General features: G+C 63.4%; 17 protein-coding genes. 9 read left to right on the forward strand and 8 right to left on the reverse strand.

What is annotated here, in order from left to right; all coding sequences use genetic code 11:
- The first annotated feature begins 222 nt into the window (after positions 1–222).
- Both BRA49_RS04185 and BRA49_RS04190 read left to right on the forward strand, forming a co-directional pair.
- Entirely contained in the window at positions 223–810 is a 588-nt protein-coding gene (locus BRA49_RS04185; RefSeq protein ID WP_292383790.1) for a hypothetical protein, read from the forward strand.
- A 180-nt stretch (positions 811–990) separates the two neighbouring features.
- Entirely contained in the window at positions 991–1,251 is a 261-nt protein-coding gene (locus BRA49_RS04190; RefSeq protein WP_292383791.1) for a hypothetical protein, read from the forward strand.
- Between the two features lie 15 nt (positions 1,252–1,266).
- Here the strand turns inward: BRA49_RS04190 and BRA49_RS04195 are convergent, their stop codons facing one another.
- On the reverse strand, positions 1,267–1,698 hold the full coding sequence (locus tag BRA49_RS04195; RefSeq protein WP_292383792.1) for a DUF61 family protein: 432 nt from the start codon (positions 1,696–1,698) through the stop codon (positions 1,267–1,269).
- Positions 1,699–1,866: 168 nt separating this feature from the next.
- On the opposite strand from BRA49_RS04195, the gene BRA49_RS04200 reads away from it, so the two are divergent.
- The 3 genes from BRA49_RS04200 (at position 1,867) to BRA49_RS04210 (ending at position 5,218) form a co-directional block, all read left to right on the forward strand.
- Positions 1,867–2,901, forward strand: a complete 1,035-nt coding sequence (locus tag BRA49_RS04200; protein ID WP_292383794.1) for a M28 family metallopeptidase — start codon at positions 1,867–1,869, stop codon at positions 2,899–2,901.
- Positions 2,902–3,126: 225 nt separating this feature from the next.
- Positions 3,127–4,632, forward strand: a complete 1,506-nt coding sequence (locus BRA49_RS04205; protein WP_292383796.1) for a glutamine synthetase family protein — start codon at positions 3,127–3,129, stop codon at positions 4,630–4,632.
- A 274-nt stretch (positions 4,633–4,906) separates the two neighbouring features.
- The gene (locus BRA49_RS04210) at positions 4,907–5,218 is read left to right on the forward strand and encodes a hypothetical protein (RefSeq protein WP_292383797.1); all 312 of its coding nucleotides are present in this window, start codon (positions 4,907–4,909) and stop codon (positions 5,216–5,218) included.
- A 27-nt stretch (positions 5,219–5,245) separates the two neighbouring features.
- Here the strand turns inward: BRA49_RS04210 and BRA49_RS04215 are convergent, their stop codons facing one another.
- A complete protein-coding gene (locus BRA49_RS04215) occupies positions 5,246–5,980 on the reverse strand; it encodes a flavodoxin family protein (RefSeq protein ID WP_292383798.1) in 735 nt (244 codons plus the stop codon).
- A 229-nt stretch (positions 5,981–6,209) separates the two neighbouring features.
- Between BRA49_RS04215 and BRA49_RS04220 the strand changes: the two genes are divergently transcribed.
- Positions 6,210–6,596: a YybH family protein gene (locus BRA49_RS04220; protein WP_292383801.1), complete on the forward strand. Its 387-nt coding sequence runs from the start codon at positions 6,210–6,212 to the stop codon at positions 6,594–6,596.
- A gap of 160 nt (positions 6,597–6,756) precedes the next feature.
- Here BRA49_RS04220 and BRA49_RS04225 read toward each other — a convergent pair whose 3' ends face one another.
- Together BRA49_RS04225 and BRA49_RS04230 are read right to left on the reverse strand one after the other, a co-directional pair.
- On the reverse strand, positions 6,757–7,731 hold the full coding sequence (locus tag BRA49_RS04225; RefSeq protein ID WP_292383803.1) for a cache domain-containing protein: 975 nt from the start codon (positions 7,729–7,731) through the stop codon (positions 6,757–6,759).
- A gap of 40 nt (positions 7,732–7,771) precedes the next feature.
- Positions 7,772–8,497 carry a VTT domain-containing protein gene (locus BRA49_RS04230; RefSeq protein ID WP_292383805.1) on the reverse strand — a complete coding sequence of 242 codons (726 nt, stop codon included), beginning with the start codon at positions 8,495–8,497 and terminating at the stop codon, positions 7,772–7,774.
- A gap of 198 nt (positions 8,498–8,695) precedes the next feature.
- Between BRA49_RS04230 and BRA49_RS04235 the strand changes: the two genes are divergently transcribed.
- From BRA49_RS04235 to BRA49_RS04245, 3 genes are all read left to right on the forward strand, one after another.
- Positions 8,696–9,268, forward strand: a complete 573-nt coding sequence (locus tag BRA49_RS04235) for a methylated-DNA--[protein]-cysteine S-methyltransferase (RefSeq protein ID WP_292383807.1) — start codon at positions 8,696–8,698, stop codon at positions 9,266–9,268.
- 121 nt (positions 9,269–9,389) lie between these two features.
- A complete protein-coding gene (locus BRA49_RS04240) occupies positions 9,390–10,085 on the forward strand; it encodes a lactate utilization protein (RefSeq protein ID WP_292383808.1) in 696 nt (231 codons plus the stop codon).
- A gap of 191 nt (positions 10,086–10,276) precedes the next feature.
- Complete coding sequence (locus tag BRA49_RS04245) at positions 10,277–11,101, forward strand: mechanosensitive ion channel family protein (RefSeq protein WP_292383810.1); 825 nt, start codon at positions 10,277–10,279, stop codon at positions 11,099–11,101.
- Here BRA49_RS04245 and BRA49_RS04250 read toward each other — a convergent pair.
- From BRA49_RS04250 to pstC, 4 genes are all read right to left on the reverse strand, one after another.
- Positions 11,037–12,581, reverse strand: coding sequence for an RNB domain-containing ribonuclease (locus BRA49_RS04250; RefSeq protein ID WP_292383812.1), 1,545 nt, complete (start codon positions 12,579–12,581; stop codon positions 11,037–11,039). The two genes, BRA49_RS04245 and BRA49_RS04250, sit on opposite strands and share 65 nt — an antisense overlap.
- A 114-nt stretch (positions 12,582–12,695) precedes the next feature.
- On the reverse strand, positions 12,696–13,346 hold the full coding sequence (gene phoU / locus BRA49_RS04255) for a phosphate signaling complex protein PhoU (RefSeq protein ID WP_292383814.1): 651 nt from the start codon (positions 13,344–13,346) through the stop codon (positions 12,696–12,698).
- A gap of 9 nt (positions 13,347–13,355) precedes the next feature.
- Positions 13,356–14,117 carry a phosphate ABC transporter ATP-binding protein PstB gene (gene pstB, locus BRA49_RS04260; protein ID WP_292383815.1) on the reverse strand — a complete coding sequence of 254 codons (762 nt, stop codon included), beginning with the start codon at positions 14,115–14,117 and terminating at the stop codon, positions 13,356–13,358.
- Entirely contained in the window at positions 14,118–16,091 is a 1,974-nt protein-coding gene (gene pstC / locus BRA49_RS04265) for a phosphate ABC transporter permease subunit PstC (RefSeq protein WP_292383816.1), read from the reverse strand. It lies immediately after the preceding gene.
- Positions 16,092–16,107 lie beyond the last annotated feature (16 nt).

Consider the following 16,107-nt stretch of genomic DNA (forward strand, 5'->3'; position numbering starts at 1 on the left):
CGGGACTTGCACCGCCAGAATTAGGGGTGTAGTGGTCCTGATCTCCACAAGCGTAGATTCGGGTGTGCCCCACCCAACACAGAGAACAATGGTGTCCACTATGACAAAAAGATACCCCGCGCGGGGTGAAAATGGAACTTACCAGGGGTGCAATTCATCCCACGGCTCAAGCCGGGGGCTTTCTTGCACCCCTTGGACCCCGAAGTTGTAAGGGGCAGCATCATGAGCGAGAAGGAACTCAAGATCGGCGATATTGCGCACCTCACCGGGCTCTCCGAACGAGATGTCCGGATACTCATCCAGACCTACGACAGCCTCTTCACCTACCGGACCATCGGCCCGGTCAGGCTCTTCCCGCAGAAGACGGTCGGGATTGTCCGGGAACTCGTGGAACTCTCCGGGAAGGGTCTCACTCCCGAAGAAGTCACCACGGAGGTCAAATCCGGCAGGAGGCCCGCTGCGCCGGAGGAGCCCGCAGTTGCGGTCGACCGGGTCGGCGTCCCCCTCCCGCCCGAGGTGGTGCTCGACCTCCGGGTGATGCAGGAGACGCTGGCCCGCCAGGAACGCCGCATAGCACAGATGACGGCTGAACTCGAACGGATAGAGGAGCAGCGGAGAGAGGAGACCGACCGGTGGCGGGAGACCATTGACTGCCTGCAGGAACGGCTCGATAACCAGCAGAGGAAGCTCGCGATCGTCGCGGAGTGGGTGGACTACTTCGACCGGCAGATGGATGAGGTCTCCCGTCCGGTGCTTGACCGGGTCCGGCGAGCCTTCGGGACGAAACAGGACCCGGGCCGCTCGGGTTGACGGCCGGGGTGCGGCCGCCCGCGGCACCCGGGCTGCCCTGCAGCCGTCTGCATGCGATCCGGGACGCCGGGCGCACGGTCACCCGCTGTTGCATCTATTGTATATTTGTATTACAATATATTACACAATAGTATATTATTAGCAAAATTTATATGTGATCCCCGCGACCGTGTCGGCGAGGTGATCGAGATCCAGCAGCAGAAGATGGCCATAGTATTGACCGTTGTCATTCAGGCCCTGGTCATTGGCGGGTTGATAGCCTGCATCGTCGTCGGAACACAGGATCCGCTGTCTTCGGCTTCGCCGGCAGGTGAGATCCGGCACATGGAGTATGGGTCGTGGAGCACTTCGCCTGCCGCGTACCCCATCGTCGGCCACCCACCAGTGGTCCGGCAGATGGACATCGCGGCTGATCGCGGGGAGGATATCTCCCCTTTTTGATGTACGACCGCCCCTCTATCCCATCACGATCTGCACGGCCGTCGGGTACCTGTTCTTGATGGCGTATACGAGGGGTTTTGCCATCCAGAGCCTCCCACCCTGCATCCTCCGGAGAGGACTGATCTCCTGCAGGCACTGGAGGGCCTGCACCGCAGTCTCATCCGCGAGGAAAAAACTGTCCGGGACCCTGGAGCCGAAATAAAAGAGGATCGGAAGCCGGAGCCGCCTCTGCAGCCTCCCCGGGAGGGCCTGCTCCAGCCGGAGGAGGACGTCTTGATCGAAGTCGTACCGGGTCCCGCCCTTCGTGACGGCCGAGGGGTGCTCCTCTGAGAGGAGCAGGGAGAGGCGCTTTCGCTCCGCAACGACGCCGTCGTTGATCTTGCCGATCTCAAGCCGCATCCACCGTAAGAGGGTCGACCCGTCGCCTGCTGATGGTCGGTCGGGCATGGTGCGCTCCCCGTGGGTTTCCTCACCCCTGGTCGGGTCCGGAGATCAGTCTCCGGCATGCAATATATACCTGGCCCCGGACCTGCCGGAGCCCACCCCCCCTCCCGCCGCCCCCGGAAAAGTATATCAGTCTCTACTCCAGATGCGGCGCCTTCTATGTGATTATTCATGAAACATGATTCAGCGTGCCGCAGGGACACCCAACAGCATACCCGCCGCCCCCGGAAGACGCTCATCTCCGTCCTGCTGCTCGTCGGCACGGCGCTCCTCGTCGCCGCCGCGGCAGGTGCTACCGGAGAGCAGAACCCCGCCATCGCCGCAATGCTCACGGAAGTCAACGAATCCGACCTTCAGGAGACGACATATGACCTGCAGGAGATCTCGACCCGGGTCTTCGGCACCCCGGGGAACCGGGAGGCAGGCGAGTACCTCGCCGCGAGACTTGACGGCATCCCCGGTATCGAGGTGGAGTTCCAGGGGGGTGATCTCAGGAACGTCATCGCCACGCTCCCCGGGAAGAATACTACCTCCGATGAGGTTGTCGTGGTGGGGGCGCACTACGACAGCAGGTCGTCGGACCCCGCCCGTGCACCCGGGGCTACCGACAACGGGTGCGGCGTTGCGATCGTCCTGGAACTCGCGGAGGTGATGAGCAGGCACTCGTTTGACCGAACGGTGCAGTTCGCGTTCTGGAACGCCGAAGAGAACGGGCGGTACGGCAGCACCGACTATGCCGGGAACACGGCGGACGCATCAGTCCCGGTCGTACTCTACCTCAACTACGACTCGGCCTGCTACGACCCCCTGAACCGTTCCGTCCTCGACATCATGTGCGACGAGAACTCCTCGGATATCGCGGCACTCATGACGGACTACAATACCCTCTACGCGACGAACTTCACCCTGACGGTGAACAATAACACCTGCGCCTCGGACCATCTGCCCTTCCAGGACCGGGGCTATCCGGCTGTGATGACCCACTGCGAGGGGCACGGTTCGGCCCATACCCCGGACGACACCGTCGACCACGTCTCGTTTCAGTATGCCGTGAGGAACGCCCGGCTCGGCCTCTCGGTGCTTGCGGAGATGGCCGGTATCGGGGACGATGCAGAAAGCCCCACCCTCCCGAGGACGCCGGTCGCCGATGACCCACCGCCGATATCCTGGAACCGTTCCGGGAGGGTTGACCGGGCAGATCGATGACCGGAGATTCCGGTCAGGTCGAGAAACAGCGCCGTTATCCGTCGCGCAGGGGGAGATGAATAGATTCTCATGGCCCATCCGTCATCCCGCCGGGCAACCGGAGCCTATCGTCCCGCCTGGAGCGGGCGAACGCCTTTCCTGCGGCCCGGGGTCCGGTCCCCCTCTCCGGTCGGATGCGGAGCGGAGAGCACGCTTTTATACGGTCGAAGCCAACGTTAGGAAAATATGAGAGATTCCGAGATCCTGATGAACCCCAACGATCTGGTTCGTTATCTCAAGAAAGATCCGGCGGAGTTTACCAGGGAAGATATCATCCGTTTTTGTGCGGAAAACGGCATTCAGATGGTCAACTTCCGGTACGCCGCCGAAGATGGCAAGCTCAAGACCCTCAACTTCGTCATCTCCTCAATGGAGCACCTCGATACCATCCTCTCGGACGGCGAGCGTGTCGACGGCAGCAACCTCTTCTCGTTCATCGAGGCAGGAAGCAGCGACCTTTACGTAATTCCCCGGTACCGTACGGCGTTCGTAAACCCCTTTACCGAGGTGCCGACACTGGAACTCCTCTGCTCGTTCTACGACAACGACGGGAAGCCGCTGGAGAGTTCTCCCGAATACGTGCTCCGGAAAGCAGACCAGGAATTCACCCGTCGGACCGGGTGCACCTTCAAGACCCTCGGCGAACTTGAGTATTACGTCATCAGCCCCAAAGAGGACCTCTATCCCGGCCGCGACCAGAAGGGCTATCACTCGGCCGAACCCTTCGTCAAGTTCGCAGACCTGCGTGACGAAGCAATGCGCCTCGTCGCCCGCGCCGGCGGCAGGATCAAGTACGGCCACTCCGAGGTCGGGTGCTTCTTTGCCGGAGACGCCTACTACGAGCAGCACGAGATCGAGTTCCTCCCGATGCCTGTGGAGCAGGCGGTCGAGCAGGTGATCGTCGCCAAGTGGGTCCTGCGGATGCTCGGCTACCAGTACGGCGTCGAGATCAGCTTCGCCCCGAAGATCACCGTCGGCAAGGCCGGGAGCGGGATGCACTTCCACATGCTCGTCGAGAAGGACGGCCGGAACCTGCTGGTCGAAGGCGGCGGATTAAGCCCGCTTGCCCGGAAGATGATCGCCGGCATCCTTGATGCTTCCGACGCCCTGACGGCGTTCGGGAACACCATCCCGACCTCCTACCTCCGGCTCGTCCCCCACCAGGAGGCGCCGACGACGATCTGCTGGGGCGACCGCAACCGTTCGGTCGTGGTCCGCGTCCCCCTCGGCTGGGTCGGTGCCGGGAACATGACCCGTGACGCCAACCCCTGCGAAGATTCCTGCGCGGAAGAGCGCCCCTCCAAGCAGACGTTCGAGTACCGGGTCGCCGACGGGTCGGCCAATCCCTACCTGATCGTCGCCGGTCTCGTCGTGGCGGCGCTCCGCGGAATCGAGATGCCCGCCGCGCTCGAGATGGCCGAGCAGCTCTACGTCAGCGGCAACATCTTCCGGCCTGAGTTCAGGGAACGGCTTGCCACATTCAGGCAGCTCCCCGCCTCGTGCGTCGAGTCCGCTGAAGCCCTCGAGGCAAAGCGGGCGATCTTTGAAGCGGACGGGATCTTCCCGACGGGGATGATCGAGAGCCGGATCGCCTCGCTGAAGGCGTTCGATGACCGGGGGCTGAGCGAGAGGCTCTACGGCAACAACGAAGCGATACGGGAACTGGTCGAAGAGTACCTCCATATTGCGTGAGAGCGGGTTTTCCCGGCTCTCACGGCAGAACATTTTTCCGATCGGCTTTTTGCTGTCTCTATACCGGCAGATAGCCCCGGCGCCGATGCCGACCGCCCCGCTCCCGGGCAGGGTGCATGCCGGGGGTAAGTTATTATTAGAGGGTGCTCCAGAGGGGGTGGCTCTCCGGGGTGAGGCGGGGACCCCGGCGGTCGAGGATACGGCCTCTGCATTGCTGTCGAGGCCGTCCGGAACCCTGGCCCCTGCCGCACTCCGGATGATGGAGGTATGTGGAATGAAAGGCGGAGCAGAAGAGAGCATGGGAGAGGAATCGGGACCGGTCAAGTTCACCTGCTACCGGGTGACGCCGGGCGAGGGCGAGGGTACCCCTGAGGAGGGTATGAACACCTACAGCGTCGTGGTGTTGCTGCCCGACGGGGACGTCAAACACCAGGTCGTCTGGGCAGGGGCCCCCGAGGATATCGGCGACGCGATCCGGGTCCCCGCCGGTTCACGGGTGATCATGACCGAGATGAAGAGCCCCATGGTCTGGGACAGCGAGGCCATGGAGGAAGAGGCGGTCGCGGAGGCCGCACCGACCCCCTGAACCCTTTTTCTCCCGCCCCGGCTGGGGCTATGCCCTCCGGTTCGCCGCGATGCCTTCTTCCATGTAGGCGTTCACGTTTGAAAGGAAGATATCGACGTAGTCCGGCGCCGGGATCAGGGGCTCTTCGAGGCGTTGGCCGGTCTCTGGAGAGATCCGCCCGTTAATCACGACCTCTGCACCGGCCATCCCGAGCAGGCCCCGGTAGGCATCGATGAGCGGCCGTAGTTCTTCTTCCTGGAGCAGGCTCCCCATCCCCCGGTAGATCTCCCCGACGAACTCCGTGTGGTAGTTCCTCGCCATTCTCCGGGTGAGGAGGCGCAGGACCTGGAAATGGCTCTGTTCGGGGAACCCGCAGTTTGCGATCATGACGAATTTCGGGGCCGGTCTTGCTCCCCGGACGTGGCGGACCTCGCCTACCTCGTCCCTCTCGAAGTGGGGGTCGCCGGCCGGCAGGAGACGGTCGATGAAGTTCTTCGTGAGCACCGAGACGTTGTCGTTATGGAGCGGCGTGGCGAAGACCGCCACGTCGGCGGAGAGGTACTTCTCCAGCAGTTCCTCCATCCCGTCGGCCTGGATGCAGGTCCCGGGGGTCTTTGACCAGCAGGAGAAGCAGCCCAGGCAGTACCCGAGTCTCTTTTCGGCGAGGAATATATTCTCGACCTCTGCTCCCGCACCCTGTGCCCCGGCGAGGAATGCCTCGACCATGACGTGCGTGTTGCTTTGCTCCGCACGGGGGCTTCCGTTAAAGGCAACTATCTTCATCGGACCCCCCTCTGCGATAAGGCCCTTAAAGGTATTTCTGGCGGGTAGCGGCAGGGGGGATAATGATGGCGGCCGGCTTCGCGGGTTCCTGTCCCGGAGGGCCCCGCTGGACGCCCGCCGGGGTTTCCCGACCCCTCTTTCCAGGAGGGCGTGCAGCCCCCGGATACCATTAAATACACCGGCGGTCCCTGTGGGCCCGGTTGTGAACGACGTTCCAGGGGGATGGAATATGGTTGATGACGAAGCAAGGAAGGCAATCGATGCGAATAACAGGAGATTCTCCGAGGGGTTCCGGAAGGGCGACGCCTCGATAACGGCATCCATCTATGCCGGGGACGCCGTGGTCTTCCCCCCGGATGCCCCCGTGGTCGAGGGGAAGGGTGCGATCGAGGAGTTCTGGAGGACCGTCATGGCCTCGGGTGTGCAGGAGGCGGAGTTAACCACGATCGAACTCTCCAGAAGCGGCGATTATGCACACGAGCGGGGAACGGGCATCCTCAGGGTCCGCCCCCCGGGCGGGACGCCTGCCGAGCAGAAGATCAAGTTCGTCGTCATGTGGAAACGCACGGCGGACGGCTGGAAGAATATGTGGGATATCTGGAATGCCTCCCCCTGATCCGGGGAACAGCACGATATCCTGCCCGCGACCGGCTCCCCTCGCTACCGGGGACGGTTGAGGCGGTAGAGGGACCGGTCCCCGGCGTAACCCTTGCCGATACGAGAGGTGCGGTCCCCCGGGCGCGGGAACGGTGTGACTCACGGAAAAAGGGTATTCTTCAGGGGGCCGGGGAGGGGAGGGCTGCATCCGTCCCGGTTACCTCGAAGAGATAGACGCCCGACCCGACCCACCAGTCTTCATCGACCGGGAGGACGTAGCCGATCTTCAGTTCTTCACGGTTCTCCTTATCGGGGTTCGGCCAGACGAAGACGATGAATCCCCCGCCGTCGCGTGCGGTATCCCTGAGCGCCCGGATGTTCTTCATCCCGAAGGGGTCCTGCCGCTCTATCAGGCTGCTCCCGACCGCGGCCTGGAGGTAGGGATGGGCGAGGAGTGTCCCGTTGTAGTCGTAGGCGTAGAGGTAGTGGCCCGCCGGGTCGACGAGGCTCCCGGTCTGGTTCGAGATCTCGGCAAACGCCGTCGCCTTTTCGTGGTTGCGGCCGTAGGCGGCGCCGCGCTCGACGAGGTCGACCATCGCCGATACAGCCTCCGGGTACCGTTCCCGGCCGGTTCCGGCGGTTTCGGAGAGGTAAACACCCGACCCGATCCACCATCCCTCCCCGGCGGGGGCGACGTAGCCGAGCTTCGGGAGATACGCCTCCCCTGCCGATTCATTGACGGTTCCGTTCTCCGGTGCCGGGTAGAGGTAGGCGATGAACCCTCCGCCGTCTGCCGCCCTAGCGGCACCGATACGGATCACCGGCAGACCCCGGAGATCGGTCCAGTTGCCCCGGTCGGTCCCGACCGCTTCGCTCCCGTAGGGGTGCGCAAGGAGCGTCCCATTGTAGTCGCAGGCATACACGTAGAAGTCTCCCAGTGAGAACCGGCCGGAAGCGTTCCCGAACTCGGCGAGCGCGGCATCCTTACCGGCGGTCTCCGCGTAGGCTGCGGCTTCCCGGACGAAGGCTGCAAGGTCCTCGGTGGTCGTGTTCTCCTCCGCGACCTCCCGGACGCCCGGGCTGCTGCACCCGGTCACGAGGACTGCGAGGAGCGCGAGAAGGCAGACCGTGCCGACGAGATGGTATCTTTTCATACCCTTTCGTGCGGCGGGCCCCCTCAAAAAGACGTCGGTATTATCTTCTTCGTTGAAACGGTGCGTTCTCCATCTGCCCATGGACTGCCGGCGGTCTGAACGCCCTGAAAGGGGAAAATCCTCTCAGGAGGGTGTCAGAGCCGCTTGGCAAGATCATGGAGCCCACGCCGACCATCGAGACTGCGATGATTGCAAACACGACGAGGCTGAAGTTCTCGGAGATGAAGGGAACGTTCCCGAAGAGAAACCCTGCGAAGATAAAACTCGATACCCACAGCACTCCTCCGGCTGCGTTGAACTGGATGAACCTGGAGTAGTCCATCTTTCCTGTACCCGCAAGGAACGGTGCCAGGGTCCTGACGAACGGGGCGAACCTGGCTATGACGATGGTCCTCCCGCCGTATCTCTTGAAGTACGACTCGGTCTTTGCGATATGGTGCTCTTTGATGAACGGGATCCCCCGTGAGAGGAACCGGGAGCCGAACGATCGCCCGATCCAGTAGTTCACGGTGTCTCCCGCGATCGCCGCGACGATCAGGAGGACGAGGACGGAGAGAATGTTGAGGCCCCCCTGTGCGGCGATTGCGCCTACAAGGAAGAGGAGCGAGTCGCCCGGCAGGTAGGGGGTGACGACGACCCCCGTCTCGAGGAAGATGATGAGGAAGAGGAAGAAGTACACGAATGTCCCGTACTCCTCTATAACAAGCGGCAGGAAATCATCGAAGTGTATGATGAGATCGACGATCGACCCCAGTTGTTCGAACATCTGCTATCAGTCTATACGCGGACCTAAATCCTTTGCTGTGCCGGTACCGATGCTCTCCCTGAGGCCGCCCCACGGTCACGGGAGGGTCCAAACAGGCCGATTCCCGCGCCCGCTCCACCGCGCTCATCGGTTCCGGGTCTCCGGCCCTCATCCCGACCTCTCCTCAGAGATTAATACGGACAGCGGTTCACTCTGGTTATGGATCCTCCTCCCGACACGGCGGTGCCGATGGTCACCGGGATCACGACGGCGTTCGGTCAGGTCCGCCTCGTATGGGTCTCGTCCGCATCCGGATCGAAGATTCGGCAGATTTTCCTCCCCGGCGACCCGCACGCCGGCGCGGTAGTGGACGAGGGCGTCACGCCCGTCGGGGAGCCCCGCGACGAAGCCGTCCGGGCGCTGATCGCCGCGATACAGTCGTTCCTCCGCGGTCACGACGTGCGGTTCGAGATCGATCTCCTCGACCTTGACCGCTGTCCGCCCTTCCAGCGGCGGGTCCTCCTCACCGAGTACGGCATTCCCCGGGGGCATGTCAGCACCTACGGGCGTATTGCCCGGCATATCGGGAATCCCGGCGCTTCGCGGGCGGTCGGCAGCGCGCTCGCCCGGAACCCGTTCCCCCTCGTCATCCCCTGCCACCGTGCCCTGCGATCGGACGGGCGGCTGGGCGGGTTCCAGGCAGGCCTCGACATGAAACGGAGGCTGCTTGAGATGGAGGGGGTCAGGTTCCGTGAGGACGGCCGGGTGCTCATGGAGAAGACGTGGTATTGACGCGGCCGCAGAGTTCACGAGCCTTCCGGGTGGTTCTCTGCAACGCCCTGGATAACCGTCCTGCGCGACCCGACCCAGAGGTATATGTGGGATGACGTCCCCCCGTCCCCACGGTGATCCGATGGCAGATAGTACAGGTCAGCAGATGACAAAACCCACGGAGTACAGTGCGGCGAACCTGATGAAGGATGCCGGGGTGGATGTGGAACGGTGGAACCGGATGCCGGACGACGCAACGATCCAGAAGACGGTTGCAGCTATCGAGGCACGGAACGTCAGGGTGATCCCTGTGGATACCGCGGAGGAGGCGCTCGGGGCTCTCGTCAACCTGCTCCCCGAAGGGGCTGAGGTCATGAACGGCTACTCGACGACCCTGGTCGAGATGGGGTTTGACCGGGTGCTCAAGGAGAACCCGAAAGGGTGGCGGGACTACCACGCGATCATCACGGCCGAGAACGATACGGAGAAGCGGCACGAGCTCCGCAGGAAGAGCGTGACTGCCGACTACTTCCTCTCCGGGGTGCAGGCGATTGCCGAGTCCGGCGAGATCGTCGGGTGCGACAAAACCGGGAGCCGGATGGGGGCGTGGCCTCACGCGGCGGCCCATCTCATCCTCGTCTCGGGGACAAACAAGATCATGCCGACCGTCGACGAGGGGCTCCGGCGGTGCCGGGAGTACTGCCTGCCGCTGGAGAACCAGCGTGCGCAGCGCACCTACGGCGTCGGGAGTTATATCGGCAGGCACGTGATCCTCGACAGGGAAGATGCTCCGGGGAGGACTACCCTCATCCTGATCCGCCAGCCGCTCGGCTACTAGAACGGGGGTTCCTGCCCACCGGGCGTGATCACGGTGGCCCCGCCCTTTCCCGGAGGATGGGGGGTCCGCCCAAGGTCGTGTCCGGCCCGCCCCGGCAGGCCGGGCATTCGCACCATCGCCGTGACGCACTTCCCCTGCTCCGCTATCGGGCGTGCCCCATTTATCTGTTATTCCGCCCCACGTTTCTATGCATGGATATCATAGGCACACTCAATACCACCACCATTCCACTCGCCGACATCACGCTCGAAAACGTCGTTTTCGCCGTGATCGTCGCCGTGACCGGGTGGATCGCGGTGAAAGTGCTCATCGCTTCTTTCAAGAAGGCACTCTCCCGCGCGTCGCACCTGCCCGCCCTGGTCGCCGAGTTCCTCGTCCGGTTCTTCTCGATCCTGCTCTACGTGATCCTTGTCCTCGTCGTCCTCTCAGCGGTCGGGATTGATATCTCGTCCGTGGTGCTCGGCCTCTCGGCGGTGATCGGGCTCATCCTCGGCTTCGGTCTCCAGGACACCATCACCAACCTCGCTGCCGGGGTCTGGGTGGCGGCCCTCCGCCCCATCGATAAGGGTGAGTTCGTCGAGGTCAACGGCATCTCCGGAACGGTCTCCGCGGTCGGCATTATGGCGACCGAGCTCCTGAAGCCCGACAACACCTACATCACCATCCCCAACTCCCTCGTCTGGGGGAGCCCGGTGATCAACTCCACCCGCATGGAGACCCGCCGTGTCGAGGTCGGGGTCGGGGTCGCCTACGGCAGCGACCTCAACCTCGCCATCCGGGTCGCGACCGACCTGATGAAGGCCCACGAGGCGGTGCTGCCTTCGCCGCAACCTGTGGTCGTCGTCACGGAACTGGCCGATTCGTCGGTGAACCTCGCACTCCGGGCATGGACGAAGACGCCCGACTTCTGGGACGTAAAGGGCGACCTGACCCGCGACGTCGTCAGGGCGTTCAGGGACGCCGGGATCGAGATCCCGGTTCCCCGGATGGCTGTTCAGCTGGACCCGGTCCAGTAACCCTCTTTTCTTCTCCGGTATGCTCGAAGTCGATGAAGCCCCGGTAGGGGTCCGTCGCCATCAGGCGGACCCGGACCCTCTGGCCGACCCTGAGCCCCTCCTCGCCGAGAACGACCTTTCCCTCGGCCGGCGGGTCGATCAGCCGGACATACGTCCCTTTCTCCGAGGCGCCGGTGACGAACGCCGCAAACGATTCCCCGATCCGGTCGCGGAGAAGGACCGCGGCCGCCGCCTTCCGGACGAAGCGCTCGACCTTCTGCGAGGCCTTCTCGCGGTCGGTGAGGTGGAGGGCGAGGTCGTCGAGTTCTTCGGGGGTGTAGGGAGGATACCTCGCGTCGTTGATGACTGATTTCACCAGCCGCTGGATGATTAAGTCGACGTAGCGCCGGTTCGGGGCGGTGCCGTGGGTGTAGTCGGTTACGGCGAGGGCGAAGTGGCCGACCGGGGTCTCGCCCGGCCGGAAGGCTACATACTCACCCGCCCCCATCAGCTTCACGATCGTGAGGGAGAGGTCGGGGAAACGGTCGGGGTCGGCCGCCTTCTGCCGGATGAGGAACCGGGTGAGCGCCTCCGCGTTCGGTTCTGCGGGGAGGGTCTCGCCGTGCTCCGCGGCCTCCCTCACGATCCCCGGCCAGTTCTTCGGGGTGCGGACGATCCGGTGGATCATGGGTAGACCGGCGGCCGCGAGGAACGCCGTCAGGCTGCCGTTCGCCGCGACCATGAACTCCTCGATGAGGCACCGGGCGAGGTTCTGCTCCTGGACGACGAGTTCCAGGACCCGGCCGCCGGCCACGACCGGTTCGGCCTCGATCGTCTCGAGGGCGAGCGCCCCCTGCTCCGTCCGCCGCTTCTTCATCCGCGTCGCGGCCTCGTGCTGGAGAAGGACCTGCTCTGCGAACCCCGGCGTCTCTGCGACCGTCCGGGGGGCGGGTCCGGCTCCCGCGAGCCAGTCGCCGACCTCCTCGTAGACGAGCTTCGCGTGGTTCGCGACGATTGCCCGGTAGACCCCGCCGGGTTTCGTGCTCCCGTCGGGGAGGACGGTATACTCGATGACGACCGCCATGTGGTCCCGGCCGGGCAGGAGCGATGAGAGGCCCGCCGAGAGGCGGTCGGGGAGCATGGGGAACGTCACGACGCCGGTGTAGACCGATGTCCCGTTATGGGCGGCGTGCCGGTCCGTCCACGACCCCTTCGGGACGAGCGCATCGACGTCGGCGATCGCGACCCGGACCCGGATCGCCCCGTTCTTTCCCCGCTCGCAGACCTCTATCTGGTCGAGGTCCTGTGAATCGTGGTTGTCGATCGACGACCAGAGGAGCGAGCGGAGGTCGCGGGGATCGCCGGGGGGGTCTGCAAACGTGTCTTCGGGGAGAGCCCCGACTTCCCGGACGACGGGCCTGGGGAACGCCGGGAAAAACCCGTACTGCTCCATCGCCATCCACGCGATGGCATCGAGGTCGACGTATGGCTGGTCCTGCATATGGGTGAAAGATTCGTTTGCGGGTATAAAACGGCTTGTAAAGGTGCGATCCACTCGCCCATCCCGATCGCCTTTGAGAGGTTCGATATCGTGAGGCTCGAAACGGGCATCCGCTCACCGGATCTCGAGCCGGTCGCCCGTCACCATGTAGTGCACCTTCTCCGCGATCTTGCAGGCGTGGTCCCCGCAGCGTTCGAGGTACCGGGCGATCATGACGTAGTTCGTGCACTGCGCGATCTTCTTTGGGTCCTCCATCATGTAGGTGAGGCACTCGCGGAATACGGAGTACCTGAGGGCGTCGACGGCGACCTCCCTGTCCCTGATATCGCTTATCGCTGTGAGATCTTCGTGTTCGAAGGCGATCAGCGTATCTGCGATCATCCCCTCGACGAGATCTCCCATATGGGGGATGCTGACGAGGTTTCCCACGTGCGGCGCCCTGGCAAGATCGGGTACAACGATGGCGATGTCTTTCCCGTAGCGCCCGATGCGGTAGAGGTTCGTGATCACCTTCATCGAGGCTGCGATCATCCGCAGGTCTTTTGCCATCGGCTGATGGAGGGCGATGAGCCTCAGGCATTTCTGCTCGATATCGTGGTCGTAATCTGCTATCCTCTTCTTGTCCCGGTCGATCGATCCGACGACCACCGCATCCCGGGTCTTCAGCGCTTCCAGCGACTGGTGCAACATCCCCTGCGCGAGGTGGCCCATCGCGAGGACATCCCCTTTTAAGGATGCAAGTTCAGTGTGATATCTCTCTACCATTGGATCTCCCTACCCGAACCGTCCGGTGATGTAGTTCTCCGTCAGTTCTTCACCGGGATCTTCGAAGATCTTCGTGGTTTTATCAAACTCCACCAGCTTCCCCAGGTACATGAACCCGGTATAGTCGCTGGCCCGTGCCGCCTGCTGCATGTTGTGCGTGACGATGACGACCGTATACTGCTGGGCAAGCCGGATGATGAGGTCCTCGATCTTTGCCGTGGCGATGGGGTCGAGGGCGGAGCAGGGTTCGTCCATCAGGATCACCTCCGGTCCGACTGCAAGACATCGTGCAATGCAGAGCCTCTGCTGCTGCCCGCCCGAGAGGGCGAGCGCGGGTTCGTGGAGGCGGTCCTTCACCTCGTCCCAGAGCGCGGCGCCCTTCAGGCTCTCCTCGGCGATACGGTCGAGCGCCTTCTTCTCGCTCACCCCGTGAATGCGGGGGCCATAGACGACGTTCTCGTAGATGCTCTTCTGGAACGGGTTGGGTTTCTGGAAGACCATGCCGATCTTCTCGCGGATCGTGTAGACATCCGCACGAGGATCGTGAATATTGTTCCCGTCAAACAGGATCTCTCCGGTTACCCTCGACGAGTCGATGAGGTCGTTCATCCGGTTACAGCACCGGAGCAGGGTTGATTTCCCGCATCCCGAAGGCCCGATGAGTGCCGTGACCCTGTTTCTCGGGACGCGAACCGAGATCTCCACGAGGGCGTGTTTCTGCCCGTACCAGAGGTTGAGATCCTTTGTCTCAAGGATTGTAGATTCGTCCATTTACATCACCGTTGTCCGATGGTATCGCCGCCGAACGAGGATCGCGACGAGGTAGATCGAGAGGACCATGAGGAGGAGCACGAGGGCGGTCCCGAACTTCTGCGTGGATGCCCCCGGGACGCTCGTCGTGAGGATGAAGAGATGGTAGGGGAGCGCCATCACCGGCTCCGTAAGCGACGAGGGCAGGAACTTGCTGCTGCAGACCGTTGCGGTGAACATGATGGGGGCCGTCTCGCCTGCGGCACGCCCGATGGAGAGGATCGCTCCGGTGAGGATCCCGGGGATTGCCGGGGGGAGGACCACCCGCCGGATCGTCTGCCACTTCGTTGCTCCGAGAGCATAGCTCCCTTCCCGGAGGGAGTGCGGGATCGACCGGAGGGACTCTTCGGTCGTCCGTATGATCGTCGGGAGGATCATCAATCCGAGGGTGATTTGCCCGGCGATCATCGAGACCCCGAGGTTCAGGAAGAGGACGAGGAACGCGAAGCCGAAGAGCCCGAAGACGATCGACGGCGTTCCGTTCAGCAGGTCCACCGCTGCACGGATGCCCCGCGTCAGCGGGGTCTCCGCCGTATACTCGATGAGGTAAACGGCCGTCGCGATCCCGAGGGGAAGAGCAACTGCGAGTGCTCCTCCCACGAGACAGAGTGTCCCGGCAATCGCGGGAAAGATCCCTCCCGCTCTCCCGAGGTCTTTCGGGGACCCGGTCAGGAACTCCCAGGTGAGCGCGCCGGCCCCGTTGACGACGATCTCAACGAGGATCACGCCGAGGACCACGAGCACGATCGCGACCGAGAGCGATACCAGAAAGAACGCACACCGCTGTGCGGTCTTCGGATGGAAGATCCTCGTTTGGGGCCGGCGTGTGAGTGGGGTGGTGCGTGAGAGGGCCGCTGTAAACGCTCGATACAGGCTACTGCGCCGGAGTGCGCCCTTCATCCCTCTGACCGATGTCTCCGGGGTTCTGCACGGCGCGGCCCATGTCACGCCCTGTGTTCCCTGTATGCGGCTGACGACGACCCGTGCCGCGCTGTTGACGGCGAGCGTAATGAGGAGCAGGACCACCGCGACGCCGAAGAGCGCGTGGTAGTGCAGGCTCCCGAACGCGACTTCGCCCATCTCGATACCCAACGTCCCGGTCAGCGTCCGCACGGGGGAGAAGACGTCGAAGATCGGGTCCGGGATGACGGCGGCGTTCCCCGTGACCATGAGCACCGCCATCGTCTCGCCGATGGCGCGCCCCATCCCGAGGATGACCGCCGCGCTGATACCGGAGAGCGCACCGGGGACGATGACGTTCTTGATCGTCTGCCAGTGGTTTGCTCCGAGAGCGAGGCTGCCCTCCCTGAACTCGCGGGGGACCGAACTGATGGCGTCCTCGGCGACGCTCGTGATCGTCGGTATGGCCATGATCGCGAGGAGGATCGAGCCTGCAAGCCAGCTGGACCCCGACGGCTGGTCGAAGGCGATGCGTATCCAGTCGGTCAGGAGGATCAGGCCGAAGAACCCGTATACGACGGAGGGGATGCCGGCCAGGAGCTCGATGGCCGGCTTGACGACCGTCTTTATACGGGGGCCGGCGATCTCCGCGATGAAGATGGCGCTCCCGATACTCAGCGGGACGGCGATGACCATCGCGAGCGCCGTCACCAGGACCGTCCCGGTGATGAGCGGAAGCACCCCGTAGGCCGGGTGCCGGCCGGCCGGGTTCCAGTCCTGGCCGGCCAGGAAGTTCCATATGCCGACCTCAAAGAATACCTGGTAGCCGTCGCGGAGCAGGAAGACGATGATGAACAGAACGGTGACGATCGCGAATAACGCAACAAAAAAAAGCAGCTTGCCGGTGACCTGATCGACAAACCGCCTGTTTGGTCCAGCTGAAGGTCGATCGATCGCTGAAGAGGCCCCTTCCCCGGGGTCTCGCAGCCACCGAAAGTCCTGGAATCGGGCCCGTGTACCGCATTTCTTCGCCATCAGCACGCCGCCGTTG

Source organism: Methanoculleus sp. UBA430, assembly GCF_002506585.1.
Classification (GTDB): domain Archaea; phylum Halobacteriota; class Methanomicrobia; order Methanomicrobiales; family Methanoculleaceae; genus Methanoculleus.